This is a genomic window from Streptomyces sp. NPDC001914, from assembly GCF_042891215.1.
Classification (GTDB): domain Bacteria; phylum Actinomycetota; class Actinomycetes; order Streptomycetales; family Streptomycetaceae; genus Streptomyces.
Genome location: NZ_JBIASW010000004.1, coordinates 98,144 through 111,981, shown reverse-complemented (window position 1 = coordinate 111,981; position 13,838 = coordinate 98,144). Strand labels below are relative to the sequence as shown.

Below are 13,838 nucleotides of genomic sequence, written 5' to 3'. Positions count from 1 at the left end.
GTCAGCTGTCCTTGCGGAGGGCGTGGGCGAGGAGGTCGAGGAAGGAACGGTTGATGAGGCTCGACTCGGCGGGCCGCAGGGGACGCCGGGACAGCATCGCGGCCTGGCCGTAGAGTGCTTCGGCGCTGGTGCGGGCCAGTTCGGGCTCGGTGATGGTGACGGCGGTACGGACCAGCGGGTTGAGCTGGTTGAGGATGAGCTGGGCCCGCGGAGCCTCCTGGCGCAGGGCGCCGAGGATGTCGCCCCACACACCGCCCTCCTGCTCACGGGCGAGCTGGGAGCGGGTGCGCTCGTGCCGGGCCTCGCGGCTGTCGACGAGGAGGGCGGGGGCGGAGGCGGGCTGGAAGGCGCGCAGGGCGACATCGCAGTCGAAGACGGCGAGGGCGTCGCGGGCCTGGGCGAGGTAGGCCGCGGCGGCGAGTTCCGTCTCCCGGTCGACGGGGTCGAGGTGGGCGGTCAGGGTGGCCGGGTCGAGGTCGGCGACGCTCGCCTCGGGCCTGATCTCCGGCAGCCGGTGCACGAGTTCGCGGTCGTACGTGTAGCCGCCGTTGACGACGCCGAGCCCGGCCGCCGAGGCGATCGCGGCGACCTGCCGGAACTCTTCCACGCTGGACGTCACGAGCACCGTACGGTGGGTGCGCGCGAACTCGTCGAGGGTGGCGTGTCCGTCGGTGGTCTCGAACGGCAGCCAGGGCAGCAGCATCCGCAGGATCTCGTCGTCGTGCACCGCGAGCGACTTGACGGCCAGGTGGTGCACCTGGAGGAAGCGGGCGAGCAGGTCCGGGTCGCTGGCGGCGGCCCGGGCGATCCACTCCCGCAGCCGTTCGGCGAGCGCGTCGCGGACGGCGGCGAGGGTGTCGTCCTCGTACAGGGATTCGCGGGACGCCGTCGGGCGAAGGCTCTCGGCGTCGACGACACAGCGGACGAAGAACGCCCACTCGGGCAGGATCTCCTCGGCCTGTTCGGACAGCAGCATGCCCTTGACGTGCACGCGGTGGCCGTGGCGGCGCCCGGCCGGCACCGTCTCGGGCAGGACGCAGGCGATGCCCTTCAGACCCACGGCCGGCAGGTCCAGCTCGATCGTGTCCAGCGGCTTGAACCCGAGGGCGTCCTCGGCGTACGCGGCCAGCGCGCGCGAACGGGTTCCCGGCGTGGGGTAGGTGACCGCCCAGGGCGCGGGCTCGGGGTTGACCGGCGCGGGGGTGCCGCCCGTCCCGTCGGTGAAGCTCACCGGATGGCGCAGCAGCGAGCCGAAGTGCCGGGCAAGCGCCTGGACCTGAACGGGCCGGGTCCACTCGCCGGCGTCGGAGCGCGGCGTCAGGGTGACGGTGGTGCCGGGCCGGGGGCGGGCCGAAGCGGGCAGGGCACGGACGGTGTAGCTGCCGTCGCCGCGGCCCCGCCACTCGACGGCCGGAGCGTCTGGGGTGCGGGCCGACCGGCTCAGTACGTGGATCTCGTCCGCGACCAGGAAGCAGGACAGCAGACCGATACCGAACTGGCCGATGAAATCACCGCGTTGCTCGGCGATCTTCTCGGCGCGCTTGCTGCTCCGGCCGATCGTGGCGAGGAAGGTGTGGACGTCGGCCTCGGTCAGACCGACACCGTCGTCCTCGACGCGTACCACCGAGCCGTCGGCGTGCAGACGGATCCCGAAGGCGTCGGCCGGGGCGCCCGGTTCGAGGGCGTGCCGGGCGGTCAGTGCGTCCACCGCGTTCTGCAGGAGTTCACGCAGATAGACGCGAGGGCTGGAGTAGAGGTGGTGGGAGAGGAGGTCGACGAGGCCGCGCAGATCCACTTGGAAGGTGCGGTCGTCGCCGGCCGGGGTCGCGGCGGTGTCGGGCAGTGTCATCGGGCAGTCCGGAGGGGGAGTAGGAGGGGGAGGAAGAGGGGACGACGGGGCGGCGGAATCGGCGTGCGCCCGCCCGCGCCGGTGGTGGTGGCGGGACCGGCTCGCGCGCTCGGACGAGCCGGTGGTGGCCGGAGCCGTGTCTGCTCAGGCGGGTGGTGGTGGCCGGAGCGGTGTGTGCTCAGGCGCGGTGGTGGTGGTCGGACCGGTGTGCGCTCAGGCGGGCGCTTGTGGTGGTCGGACCGGTGTGTTCTCAGGCGCGGCGGTGATGGCGGGCGAACTGCTTCTCGGGCTCCGAGAAGTACGTCCAGGGCCAGCTCGTGTACGCGCCGTCGAGTGTCCGGAAGACACGGCGGACCGTGTGACGCTCACCGGCCAGCGACAGGGCCATGGCGAACATGTTGAAGTCCTGCTGCCAGCCCGGGTGCCACGCATAGGCGGGGTGGAGGATGCTGTGGTCGGCGGCGTTCCGCAACTCGGCCTGGATCGCAGGGGTTTCGAGGCAGTCCCCGCGCTCCGACTCGACCCAGTCCTCGATGTGCGCCATGGCGATCACACAGCCGAGCCGGTGCCCCTGCGGGGTGCGGCCGAGCGCTTCCCGGGCGAACGCCAGGGCCTCGCCGGGTTCGCCGCCCCAACGGGGCTGCAACTGCGACACCCACTCGACATGGGTCTCCAGATCCAGCGGGTCTCGGCGCAGAGCGGCGTCGAGACGGGCCTCCTTCACGCCGGCGGCCAGCGACATGCCCCGCGCGGAGGTGAGGAGGCGGCGCCACGGGGTGATCCACTCCGGCCGCAGCTCGGCGGCCTCCAGCAGATGCTCCTCGCCGATCAGCAGCCGCTCGCGGAAGACCCGCCACTGCTCCTGCGAGACGTTCACGGCGAGCGCGCTGGTGCGCGCCTCCCAGCCCCAGCTGATGTGGCGCGTCCCGGATATCACCAGCGCCGTCGCCCGGTGCTCCTTGTCCTCCTCGACGGCACGGCCGATCCAGTCCTGCACACCGTCCAGTTCGGCCAGCTCGGCCAGCACCTTGTGGTCGCGGCCCGGATCGAACGGGGCCAGCGCGGCCTTGACCGCCTCCCAGTCACCCGCGTCGGCCGCCTCCACCAGTGCGAGCACCCGTACGTCCCCGAGCGCGCGCAGCGTGTGCACCCCGTACTTGCCCCTGCGGGGCACCGGGAGCGCGTGCGGATCCGCCGCCGCCGTCTCCGCGTCCCTGCCGAACAGCTTGCCCCACATGCCGCACCCTCCCCTGGTCCTTCATGATCGTCCGGTGCAGCATAAACGGACCCACCGACACCGCTGCCACAGAGTTTTCACGGACCCGGATGGACGCCCGGGTCCGGATCCGACCCTGGTCGTCGGCGTCACCGTTCCCGAATGCGCCACCACCACCAGCGCCCGGCCGTCCACTCGCAGGCCCGGCCCGGATCCGGAACGGTGCGTCGTTCGAACTCCGCGTCGATCCGCTCCACCAGACGGCCCAGATCCGCCCGTGCTCCCGCGGGCAGATGCCGCAGAGCCACTTCCAGGTCGTCCCGGCCGTCCTCGATCTCGATGCCGGGACTCTCTCCGGGGCCGGTCAGATACCGCCCCGGCTGCTTGAACGCCCACGCGAACCGGTCGAGAGCGACAGCGACCGCGTCCGGGTACAGGTGACGGGCCTCAACGCGTCGCACAGCGGACCGGGTTCGAGCAGATACGCCCGGGATCCTGAGGACGGGTACGTGTTCGGGAGGCCGCCACCGCTCGTCGCGGAGGGCCTTGGGGCGCCTACGCGGCATCGCCCTTTCGGATCAGAACCATGCCGACATTCTGCCACTGCCCCCGACTCCGCGGGGTCGGGGGCAGTCCTCGTATTCTCAGATGCCTCGCTCGGCCGGGGCGACGGGTCAGCCGCGCCGGGACATCTCCTCCGCGTCGCCGTCCTCGGAACCCCGTCGGACGGGCGGCGCGGCCCGGTCCGGCTCGGGGTGTGCCTGGCGGACGCGCTGGTCGGCGATGGCCAGCAGCAGCGCGATCACGCTCATCCCGACGGCGGTGAGCAGTCCGAGCTGAATGGCCGTCACGGAGCGTCCGTGGCTGGCCTGATGGGCGAAGTACACGGCGCCGACGATGGCGATCCCGGCCGCCGAGCCGATGCGCTGCCCCGTCTGCAGCACCCCGCCGGCCGCGCCGGCCCGCTGCACGGGCACGCGGGTGAGGGTGAGCGTCGTGTTGGGGGAGACAGTGAGGCCCGAGCCGATGCCTCCGACGACCATGGGCAGGGCCGTGGCCCACCCGACGCTCTCCAGGGGCACCAACTGCACCGCCACGACCACTCCGAGCAGACCCACCACGACCAGGAGCAGGCCGAAGACGACCAGCTTGCGCCCGTGGCGCATCACCAGCCGGCCCCCGACGGCGGCACCGACGGCGGACGCGGCCGCGAAGGGCAGCACGGAGACGCCGGCCGCCAGCGCGCTGTATCCGGCCGTGTTCTGCAGGAAGAGGGAGTAGACGAAGAAGACGGTGGTGAAGCCCGCGAAGTAGGTCAGGCTGATCAGGGAGCCGAGCGTGAAGGAGCGCAGGGAGAAGAGGTCCAGGTCGACCAGCGGCGCCCGACCCCGCAGCTTCTGGCGCCGCTCCCACGCCCAGAACGCCATCAGCAGCAGCGCGCCCACCGGCAGCAGGGCCCACTTCAGCCGCCCGGTCCACTGCTGCTCCTGGACCAGCGGCAGCATCAGCGCGAGGACGGCCGTGCCGAGGAGCAGCACACCGAACGGGTCGAACTCCTCCCGCCTTCCGGTCGAGGCCGGGAACCGGGGCAGCAGCCGCAGGCCCGCGGCGAACGCGGCCACACCGATGGGCAGGTTGACGAAGAACACCCAGCGCCAGCCGTCGTCGGTGCCCACGGCGTCGATGAGCACACCGCCGACCAGCGGGCCGGCCGCCGTCGAGACCCCGATGACACTGCCCAGCATCCCGAACGCCTTGGCCCGCTCGGCGCCCTGGAACATCTGCTGGATCAGCCCCGAGGTCTGCGGTGCGACCATGCCCGCCGCCGCACCCTGGATGAGCCGGAACAGCACCAGCCAGGAGGCACTGGGAGCGAGGCCGCACGCCCACGAGGACAGCGTGAACAGGGCGAGCCCCACCAGGAAGGCCTGGCGCCGTCCCTTCATGTCGCCCAGCCGGCCCGCCGGGACGAGCACCAGCCCGAAGGTCAGGGCGTACCCGGAGACCACCCAGGACTGGGCGGCCTCCGAGGCGGCCAGCCCGTGCTCCATCGAGGGCAGCGCCACGTTCACGATCGAGGTGTCGAGCAGCGAGATGAAGCCCGCCGTCAGACAGACGGCGAGCGCCTTCCACCGCCGGTGGTCGGGGGCGGGCGGGGCTTGGACAGTGGTCATGGGGTCACGCTAAGCAGCCACCCCGCCCAACGCATGGAACGGGCCGTTCCGCGCGCGCGTCGTAGCCGAAAGGGCGCGTACGAGACCGTCGGCGGCCTCCGCACGGACCGCCGCGCCCGCACAGTCACCCCTCGTGCCAGTGCCGTACCGCCTTCCTGCGCCGGCGCCGCCTGCCCCGGGTTGTCCACCCCTGCCGGTCGCACCGGAAACATCGCCGCGCTTCCGGTGCCTCTCACCGCGGGCCGGGGGCGTCGGGCTCGGCCTACGGAACGTTCCAGGCGGCGATGAACGGCTGCTCGTCCTCGGTGGCGAGGAATCCGAGCGTGCCCGGATGCGGATGACCGAGCAGACGGGCGGCGGAGGCGTCGAGGCCGAGCCAGCGTACGGCGAGTACGCGCGCCAGATGACCGTGCGCGACGACGGCGACGTCCCCGTCGCACAGCAGCGGCCGGATCCGGTCCAGCACCGCGTCCGTACGCGCGGCCACCTGCTCGATCCGCTCGCCCGGATGGCCGGAGTCGCCGGGAACGACGCCGTCCCGCCACAGGTCCCAGCCCGGCCGCCGTTCCCGGATCTGCGCCGCCGTCAGGCCTTCGTAGCCGCCGTAGTCCCATTCGACCAGGTCCGGATCGGGCCTGACATCCGTCAGGCCCGCCAGTTCGGCGGTCCGGGTGGCACGGCTCAGCGGGCTGCTGAACACCGCGACCAGGGGGCGTCGGGCCACCCGCGGAGCGAGCGCTCTCGCCGTGGCCTCACCCGCCTCCGTCAGCTGGATGTCGGTGCGACCCGCGTGCCGGCCCGACAGGCTCCACTCGGTCTGACCGTGTCTCACCACTATCAGTTCGCCCATGGCCGCGCACGCTATCCGATCTTGAGGAAGCGGCCGTACGCTTCCGGCCAAGTGACGATCAGGTCAGGAACAGGGCCGCCCCGTCCCTTCTGCTCCGCCGGGCCCGCAGGCCCAGTACCGCGAGTGCCGCCGCCAGCCAGCACGCGCCGATCAGCGTCTCCCAGGCGGCCAGTGCGGCGGTGTGCGCGTCCGCCTCGCCCGCCAGTACCTCACGGATCGCCAGCAAGCCGTGGGTGAGGGGCAGGACCTGGCCGAACCCGGCGAGGGCGGGGCCGACGGCGTCCGACGGCACCTCGGGGCCGCAGACGATCAGCATCACCGTGAACGCCGCGTTGGACACGACATTGCGCAGGTCGACGGCCGTCAGTACCAGTGAACCGAGGAAGAGACCCAGGCAGTAGCTCGTCACCGCCACGAGGACGAGCAGGGCGGAGACCAGAGCCACCGATGCCACGCTCAGACTCAGTCCCGCCACCGGACCGAGGAGGAGGACGGCGCCCAGTCCGCAGGCCACCCCGTCCGGCAGCCAGAAGAGGCTCCGCCCGACCAGGACGAGCGCCGGGTTGCTGGGCGAGGCGACCAGCAGGGGAAGGGTGCCGTTCTGGAGCTCCCACGTGGTGGACGCGGTCGCGAACATGCCGTGCAGCGCGACGAGCGCCACCGCGTTGCCGACCAGGAGATAGCGGGCCTGCCCCGGCCCGAGCAGATCGCCGACGGTGGCGAAGAAGAGGACCTGGGCGAGCATCCGGACGAACCAGCCGAGCAGCCAGGTCTTCCAGGTGAACACCGTGCCGTAGTCGGCGGCGCCGGCGCGTGCCGCCCAGCCCAGCACTCGTGTGCGGCGGCCCGTCCGGAGGCCGTCGGCGGTCCGGCTCATCGCAGCCCCACCGTCCCGTTCTCGCGTACGAGCCGTACGACCCTGCCGAGAAGGAGCCGTCCGCCCGCCCCGGTGAGGAGCCCGAGCCCGAGGACGACGCCGGTGCGCCACCCGACGGAGGTGACCGCCGCCGGACCGAGCGCGTCGCGCAGCAGGTCGGAGCTCCAGGAGAGATAGATGAGGCGGCCGACGGGATGGGTCCACTCCGGCAGCCGGTCGAGCGGGGTGAACACCCCGCCGAGGAGCAGCACGGGATAGCTCAGGGAGTTCTGGAAGGTACGGGCCGTACGGGTCGCGACGAACAGCGCGGCCATCAGCGTGGCGGTTCCCGCGGTGGCGACGGCGGTGGCCAGGAGGGCCAGGACGAAGACGCCGGGATGCGGTACGCGGGGAACGGTGCCGAAGCCGAGGACCGCGACGGCGGCGACCTCCAGCACCGTCAGCAGGCTGATCGCGGTGCTCACCCAGACCCTGCTCAGGACCACCCGGGCGAAGTCGACCGGCGCGGCGATCTGGAGCTCCAGCGTGCCGAGCCAGCGGTCGTTGTCCACGACCTCCCCGGAGATCAGCATGGCCATGCTCCACACGCCCATCAACACGGGGGCGAGCAGACCGTTGGCGAGGAGGTCCGGACGCTCGTTGTGCCGGATCAGGAGCAGGAACACCGCGGCGAGCAGCGGCGTGCGCACCAGGTCGATGAGGTAGTCGCGGTGGGTGAGCACCAGGCGTCCTTGGAACCGGCCGGCCGCCGCGAGCAGGCTCACCGGTTCACCACACTGCGTGTCTCGTTGCGGTGCACGAGTCGCAGGTAGACCTCCTCCAGGCCGGGCAGTTCGGTGCGGACCTCGGTCACACCCCGCTCGACGACGAAGGCGAGCACGCGGCCCACGGCTTCCTTGTCCTCCACCGTGACGAGCGTGGTCCCGTCGTCGGAGGGCTCCGCGCCGAGGATGCCCGGGAGCGCGCGCACCTCGGCGACCAGGGGTTCCTCGGCGCGGATCCGGACACGCTCCTGGCGGGCGACGAGCCGGGCGAGCGTCCTCGGTGCCTCCGCGGCGACCACCCGTCCGTGGTTGATCATGGTGACGCGGTCGCAGAGCACTTCGGCCTCCGAAAGGTCGTGCGTGGCGAGCAGCACGGTCCGTCCCTCGCCGGCCAGCCGCCGGATGAGTTCGCGCAACTGCCGTGCGGCCAGCGGGTCCAGGCCGTTGGTCGGTTCGTCGAGGAGCAGGACGCGGGGGTCGCCGATGATGCCGCGCGCGAGGTGGAGCCGCTGGCGCATGCCCACGGAGAAGGTCTCGACCCGGTCGTCGGCGCGCTCGGCGAGCCCGAGTTCGTCGAGCAGCGCGTCGGTGCGGGCCGCACCGTTCCGGGTCGTCAGGCCGTACAAGGCGGCCCAGTAGCGCAGATTCTGACGTGCGGTCAGGCGTGGATAGAGGCCTCGTTCGCCGCCGAAGACGATTCCGAGCAGGGGTCGAATGCGACGGTGTTCGGTCGCCAGGTCGTACCCGAGCACCCGGCCGGTTCCCGAGGTCGGCAGCAGCACCGTGGAGAGGATCTTCATCAGGGTGCTCTTGCCCGCTCCGTTGGGCCCGAGGAGTCCGTGCACCTCACCCTGCTCCACGGTGACCGAGACGTCGTCGAGCGCGACGACGGCCGGGCCGCGTCGTGTGCGGTACTCCCGCCGCAACCCGCTCGTCTCGACGGCCGGTCCGCCGTCGCCCGGTCGGGCGTCGCCGCCTCCGCCGCTTCCGCTGTCCGTCATCACGCTCCCGTTCCCCTGGGGGTCGTCGGACTGGTGTCTGCCGGCCGGCACGGGAGGATCACGTGCCGGACCCCGCGGACGTCGAGCCGGGCTCCGTGGTCGCCCGGTCGGCACCGTGCTCATCGGAGGCCCGGCCACCGCCGGGCCGCACGACGACCGGGTCGGTGCCGGGCCCTCCGGCGGCCTGCCCGCCGCCCGCCGCCTCGTCGAGCCATTCCCGCCGGGCGGCACCGGACACCAGCAGGAACGAGCCCAGCGGGGTCCGGGCGACGAGATGACGCCCGACGTCGTCGAGACGCAGCCGTTCGGCCGGCTTGCCGTCCACGGGTACGCCGAACAGCGGGAGTCCCGCTCCGAGCAACCGCCGGGCGCCGATGCCGCGGTGGGCGAGGTCCGAGGCCAGTTCGGCGAGGCGGCCGCCCTCGCCCTCGATGCCCGCCTGCGCGATGAGCGCGGGCGCCCGGACGGGGCTGCTCCAGCGTGCCGCGGCGCGGACCGCCCGCAGCAGCCGGGCGCGTACCGCGGCCGTCCGGGTGTGCGGCAGCGTCACGGAGAGGCGCCAGCCCATCCGGGCCATGGCGCGCAGGGCCTCCCGCCATTCCGGCCACAACCCGGTCCTGGCCAGGTCGGTGCGCAACTGCCGTACGCCCGTGTCGTCGAGGTGCTGGAGCAGCAGCGCCAGGTCGAGCAGGTCACGGCTGCGGAAGGGGCGCTCCCAGCGTTCCGCCACCAGGGCGACCGCGCAGAGGGCCAGCGGGGAGCGGGAGGGGCGGCTGAGCTGCCAGGCCGGGGCACGCACCTCGGTCACGATCTCCGCGGTGAACAGGCCGACGGCGTAGGGGTCGGGGGAGGGCTCGGGTGCCGGGCTGCGGAACTCGGCTCCCAGGTGCAGGGGCACGGAGTCGCCGGTCCGGGCGGGACTCACCGTGAAGGCCGCCAACTCCCAGCCCGTAGCGGCCAGTTCATGGGCGCAGCTCCACAGATCCTCGTGCCCGGGGCAGACGACGTCGAGGTCTCCGGCCGCGCGGAGGACCCCCGGCGGATAGAGGCTCGCGATCGTCATGCCCTTGAGGAGGGAGGCGCCGGGCGCCGCCGTCCGCAGCCTGGACCAGACGGCGCGGTAGTGGTCGACGCGTTCCCGGTGCAGGCGCAGTTCGGTCGTCTCCGCCTCGGTGAGGGCTTCACCCTCCTCGGCCCACAGGCTCAGCAGGGTCGCGGCGAGTTTGTGGCGTCCGTCGCGGGCGGTGCGCAACACGGCCTCGCGCGACGCCGTCGGCCCGTTGTCGAGCAGGGCGAGGACGGTCGCCGCCGACACCTCCACGTCCCTCGCCGTTCCGGTCGGTGCGTCAGTCAACGCCGGCTCCGCCCCGGTGCGTGAAGGTGGACGGGACCCCGGGACCGGGGGACTCCGCGGTGGCCGAGGAGGAATGCGATCAGGACCGCTGGAGGGCGAGCAGGCCCGGATCCGGATCCCGATCGCATTCGAGGGACGACTACTTGCCCGGCTTCGGGCGGACCTTGACCTGCTTGAAGGCGACACTCATGGGACCCTCCTTGATGTGGTCGGTCATGGAAAGTAGCCTCAGCGTATTGCCCTCGAATGGTGCATGACAATGATGCAACTTGCTTTGCATACAGCGGACTTGGCGTGCCGCGGGGTGCCGTCCCGGGCCCGGCGGACAAGCGGAATGCCGGAGGAGCATGACGGTCCACGCGTGGTTGAGGGCTCCCCTGACGCATGATCCGGTAAGGCGCCTCACCTATCCCGATGACGTCTATTTCCGGGAAATGGCGGCTTTACTGGACGGCTGGGAGACGGAAAGGGCGCACCGCGCACTGCTGCGGTCGACTTTCGTGATGTTCAAGCCGGACGCCGTCGTCGGCCGGCGGGTCGAGCCCGCGCTGGCCTTCCTGGAAGGGCACGGCTTCGAACCCCTCGGCGCCCTGACCGTGCGGGTCGACGCGCGGGTGTGCCGGGAGCTGTGGCGCTACCAGATCAACGCGGCGCCCCTGGCGGTCATCCGGGCCGTGGACATGATCCTCGAGTCGGGACCGCCCTGCCTCTTCGTCGCGCTCCGCGACACCCGGGGTCCCGAGCGCACCGGGACGACCGCGGCGGAACGGCTCGCCGAGCTGAAGGGGTCGTCCAAGAACCGCTCGGTGGACGGCGGTTCGCTGCGCGGGGCGCTCGGATGCGAGCTGATGTGCCTCAACTTCCTGCACGCCCCCGACGATCCAGCCGACCTGATCCGTGAGGCGGGCGTCCTGCTGCCCCGGCGGCGGGAACGGGCGCTCACCCTGCTCGCCGCGGACGTGTCGCCGAGCGGAGCGGCCGAACCGGTGGCACTGGCGGGAGAGTTGTACGCCGCTCACCCGGCCCACTCTCTCACCCGGACCGTGCCGTCGGACACTTCCTCCTGGCCCGAGTCCTCAGATGGCACCTCGCGCCGTCCGGCCGCCACGGAATCGCTGCTCGCGCGGGTGGAACGGCTCGCGGCGGACACGGACGGGCTGCCGCTGTGGGACCGCATCGTGATCGCCGCGGAGCTGGTGGAGGGCCTGCCCTCCGAAGGGCGACCACTGATCGGACCGCCACCCGGCACACGCCTCGGCCACCCCCGCACGACCCGCCCCACCGTACCGCCGGCCACCGCGGCGGCGGACCGTTGAACACCCGCCCAGGTGCCGGCCCGGCCCTCCCCCTGGGACGCACGACCCCAGAACGACCGAGAACCCCGAGCCACCAGGAGGAACGCCCCCGATGACCGACGCCGACGTCGAACTGCACGGTCCCGCGCACTGGGAGGGACCGGTACGCCGGTACGGGCCGGCCGCCCGTGTCGCCGTGCTCTCCGATGTGCACGCCAACATCCCCGCCTTCGACGCGGTGCTCGCCGAACCGGACGTCGCCACCGCCGACTTCGTCGTCCTGTGCGGCGACCTGACCTGGGGACCGCAGCCGCAGGAGACGTACGAACGGATCGTCGCGCTGGGTGAACGCGCGCTGTGCCTGCGGGGCAACGCCGACCGGTACGCCGCACAGATCGGCACGGCCGCGCGGACCGCCGACACCCCGCGTCAGTCGTGGATCGCCGCGCAGCACTCGCCCGAGGCCATCGCCTTCCTCGACCGGCTCCCCTTCGGGGTCGTCGTCGAGATCGACGGACTCGGACCCGTGCACTTCTGCCATGGTTCGCCGCGCAGCGACCACGAACTGGTCACACCGGGGACTCCGCCGGAGCGGTTCGCCGAGCTGTCGGCCGCCATCGACGCGCGCGTCCTGGTCACCGGACACTCCCACCTCCAGTTCGACCGCGCGGTGGCGGGCCTGCGCAGCGTCAACCCGGGCAGCGTCGGCCTGCCGTACCACACGGGTGAACCGGGCACCGCGTACTGGGCGTTGCTGGGCCCGGACGTCGGCCTCAGGACCACGCGCTACGACGTCGAGGACGCAGTGGCGCGCGCCCGTCGCGTCGCCGACCCGGACGCTGACCGCTACGCGGACACTTTGTCGAACGCGCCCGATCCCGAAAAGATCGTGGAGGAAGCGGAAAGGCTGATCTTCGTGAATTGATCAGAACGCCGTGATCACCCTTTTGGGGACCGTTACCGCACCGTCGACGGAATTCTTCGTTCCGTCGAATGCGAGTAACAAAAGGCGCGCCGACGATTGATCTCCGGCATGGCGTTGACATGCGAGCGCGCTGTGTGCTGACCTGTCCATGCAAATTGGCAAGTTGTTTGGCGCGTTTCTCTGGCACCGTTCCCGGCAGGAGGAATCCATGCAAACAGCTCCACTTCCCACCGCGAAAGCCCCCACCGAGGCGGCGCGGACGTCGACCCCGGCGCCCGTCATGCTGCTGCCCCGCCTGGTCGAGCGCATGATCACGGACCGGCAGGCCGCGCACATCGTCAAGTTCCGCACCACCTGCACCGACTGCGTGCCGAACTTCTGAGCACGGCGTCGCGCGTCGGCGGACAGTCGACAGCGTCCGCCGACCTGCGCGTGATCACCGAAGTCGTCGCGGGCACCCTGCGCGCCGCTCCTCGGGGACTGTGCGTCCTGGCGGTCGACGGCCTGTCGCTCGAAGTGGCCGAGTCCGCGTTCGGCCACGCGTACATCCGGCCACTGCGCTCCACCTTCCCGAGCACGTCGACGACAGCCTGGCTCACCGCGGTCACCGGCACCGATCCCGGCGTCCACGGCGCCGTCGGCATGGTCTACCGCGCCCCCGGAGCCGACCGGGTCACCCACCTCGTCACCGGGGACACCCACGCCTTCGGAGACCGCCGCGCACCCGGCGACGCGCTGCTGCACGCGAGGCCGACCCTCTTCGACCACGCGGTCGCCTCGGGCCGCCCCGCGCTCGCGATCGGCGCCGAACTGGAGCGGCTGACCGGCCCGTGGGTGGACGCCCTGCTGCACGGCGCCCGGATCGTGCCGTCACCGGCCGCCACCGGGCCCCTCGCCGTCGACCCGGTGAGCGTGGCCGAGCGGACCGTGCGCGAGGTCGGGGCCGTCCTTCTGCGCGCCTACGACGCCCCGCCCCTGGTGTGGGCCTACGTGAACCTCGACGACCACATCCACCGCTGCGGCTACGACGCCCGGCTGCGCGAGGCACTGCTGCTGCTCGACACGGCCGCCGCCCGCTGGGCCGACGCCGGCTGGAGCGTCCTCGCCCACGCCGACCACGGCCAGGTGGAGGTGACCCCCGACCCGGCCCTCGCCGCAGCGTGGGCGCGCCTCGACGCCCCCGCCCACTGCCGCATGCCCGGCGGCGGCGCCGGCCGCGTCCGCTGGCTCCACCCGCACCCCGGACACGAGGAGACGGTGGCCGACGCACTGCGCGACACGCTCGGGGACCACGCCCTCGTCCTCACCCCGGACGAGCTCCACGCACGGGGACTGCTGCCCGCGACACCCGTCGTCCGCGCCCGCATCGGCGAAGTGGTCGCGCTGGCCACCTCCCCGCACTTTCCCGTCCCCGACCCCACGGTGACCTGGGAACACGGATCCGTCTCCGACGGCGAGACGCTCGTACCCCTGGCCGCCTGGAACCCCGCACCACAACCCGCCCTGCACTGACCTCCCCGGAACCACACGACA

General features: G+C 72.4%; 13 protein-coding genes. 4 read left to right on the top strand and 9 right to left on the bottom strand.

Annotation, left to right across the window (positions count from 1 at the left end; all coding sequences use genetic code 11):
* Position 1: 1 nt before the first annotated feature.
* The 9 genes from ACFYYF_RS13085 to ACFYYF_RS13045 form a co-directional block, all read right to left on the bottom strand.
* Positions 2-1,849 (bottom strand): HSP90 family protein, encoded by a 1,848-nt coding sequence (locus ACFYYF_RS13085; protein ID WP_388774658.1) that lies wholly within the window; start codon positions 1,847-1,849, stop codon positions 2-4.
* A 250-nt stretch (positions 1,850-2,099) separates the two neighbouring features.
* Positions 2,100-3,086 (bottom strand): hypothetical protein, encoded by a 987-nt coding sequence (locus tag ACFYYF_RS13080; protein WP_388774655.1) that lies wholly within the window; start codon positions 3,084-3,086, stop codon positions 2,100-2,102.
* A gap of 128 nt (positions 3,087-3,214) precedes the next feature.
* The gene (locus ACFYYF_RS13075; RefSeq protein WP_388774653.1) at positions 3,215-3,526 is read right to left on the bottom strand and encodes a hypothetical protein; all 312 of its coding nucleotides are present in this window, start codon (positions 3,524-3,526) and stop codon (positions 3,215-3,217) included.
* 213 nt (positions 3,527-3,739) lie between these two features.
* Positions 3,740-5,239 carry an MFS transporter gene (locus ACFYYF_RS13070; protein ID WP_388774650.1) on the bottom strand — a complete coding sequence of 500 codons (1,500 nt, stop codon included), beginning with the start codon at positions 5,237-5,239 and terminating at the stop codon, positions 3,740-3,742.
* A 262-nt stretch (positions 5,240-5,501) separates the two neighbouring features.
* Positions 5,502-6,089, bottom strand: coding sequence for a histidine phosphatase family protein (locus ACFYYF_RS13065; protein WP_388774647.1), 588 nt, complete (start codon positions 6,087-6,089; stop codon positions 5,502-5,504).
* Positions 6,090-6,147: 58 nt separating this feature from the next.
* Positions 6,148-6,966: an ABC transporter permease gene (locus ACFYYF_RS13060; protein WP_388774645.1), complete on the bottom strand. Its 819-nt coding sequence runs from the start codon at positions 6,964-6,966 to the stop codon at positions 6,148-6,150.
* The gene (locus ACFYYF_RS13055; protein ID WP_365481337.1) at positions 6,963-7,730 is read right to left on the bottom strand and encodes an ABC transporter permease; all 768 of its coding nucleotides are present in this window, start codon (positions 7,728-7,730) and stop codon (positions 6,963-6,965) included. The genes ACFYYF_RS13060 and ACFYYF_RS13055 overlap by 4 nt, the downstream gene beginning before the upstream one ends.
* On the bottom strand, positions 7,727-8,731 hold the full coding sequence (locus ACFYYF_RS13050; RefSeq protein WP_388774643.1) for an ABC transporter ATP-binding protein: 1,005 nt from the start codon (positions 8,729-8,731) through the stop codon (positions 7,727-7,729). The genes ACFYYF_RS13055 and ACFYYF_RS13050 overlap by 4 nt, the downstream gene beginning before the upstream one ends.
* 58 nt (positions 8,732-8,789) lie before the next feature.
* A complete protein-coding gene (locus ACFYYF_RS13045) occupies positions 8,790-10,085 on the bottom strand; it encodes a nucleotidyltransferase family protein (protein WP_388774641.1) in 1,296 nt (431 codons plus the stop codon).
* 434 nt (positions 10,086-10,519) lie between these two features.
* On the opposite strand from ACFYYF_RS13045, the gene ACFYYF_RS13040 reads away from it, so the two are divergent.
* The 4 genes from ACFYYF_RS13040 to ACFYYF_RS13025 all read left to right on the top strand — a co-directional run bounded on the left by ACFYYF_RS13040 (position 10,520) and on the right by ACFYYF_RS13025 (position 13,817).
* Positions 10,520-11,401 carry a nucleoside-diphosphate kinase gene (locus ACFYYF_RS13040; protein WP_388774638.1) on the top strand — a complete coding sequence of 294 codons (882 nt, stop codon included), beginning with the start codon at positions 10,520-10,522 and terminating at the stop codon, positions 11,399-11,401.
* 91 nt (positions 11,402-11,492) lie between these two features.
* Positions 11,493-12,305, top strand: coding sequence for a metallophosphoesterase family protein (locus ACFYYF_RS13035; protein WP_388774635.1), 813 nt, complete (start codon positions 11,493-11,495; stop codon positions 12,303-12,305).
* Between the two features lie 208 nt (positions 12,306-12,513).
* Positions 12,514-12,687, top strand: coding sequence for a hypothetical protein (locus ACFYYF_RS13030; RefSeq protein WP_388774633.1), 174 nt, complete (start codon positions 12,514-12,516; stop codon positions 12,685-12,687).
* A 50-nt stretch (positions 12,688-12,737) separates the two neighbouring features.
* On the top strand, positions 12,738-13,817 hold the full coding sequence (locus ACFYYF_RS13025) for an alkaline phosphatase family protein (RefSeq protein WP_388774630.1): 1,080 nt from the start codon (positions 12,738-12,740) through the stop codon (positions 13,815-13,817).
* Positions 13,818-13,838 lie beyond the last annotated feature (21 nt).